The following is a 382-nucleotide window of genomic DNA, read 5'->3' on the forward strand; positions in this document are numbered from 1 at the left end:
GGTTTAAAAAGATTTGGGGGGTGGATATAGAATTTAGCGAAGATAGTAGCGAATTGTGCTTGTCCAGTTTCAATATTTATCGGCGTGAAGTGGCGAGCGAGACGATTAAAATTTTAATAGAAGACGGTCGTATCCAGCCTAACAGGATTGAAGAGGTTTATCACGGAGTCGCACGCAACATGGAAAAAGAACTGCTTTTTGAAGGAGAGAGCGTGGTGCTATAATAAAAGCTTGTATTATGAAAAAAGTGCTCCTGAATTGACCTACCTTTTAAGCCAACGCAATAAAGACAAGATTTATTATTATTTATCCCCTTATGAGGGCATCATTGAGTGGCAAAATGTTGATGAAAAGGCTATGGCGTATGCGATCGCTAGGCAAG

General features: G+C 40.1%; 1 protein-coding gene and 1 pseudogene. Both read left to right on the forward strand.

The window, feature by feature from the left end; all coding sequences use genetic code 11:
- Nucleotides 1-221, forward strand: a pseudogene (locus BZK24_RS08525) (KH domain-containing protein); the annotation flags it as partial.
- Nucleotides 199-382: hypothetical protein (locus tag BZK24_RS09745; protein ID WP_242423444.1), on the forward strand; the 184-nt coding region annotated here is incomplete at its 3' end. The pseudogene BZK24_RS08525 and the gene BZK24_RS09745, both read left to right, overlap by 23 nt.

The organism is Helicobacter pylori (genome assembly GCF_001998165.1).
Taxonomy (GTDB): Bacteria; Campylobacterota; Campylobacteria; order Campylobacterales; family Helicobacteraceae; genus Helicobacter; species Helicobacter pylori_DL.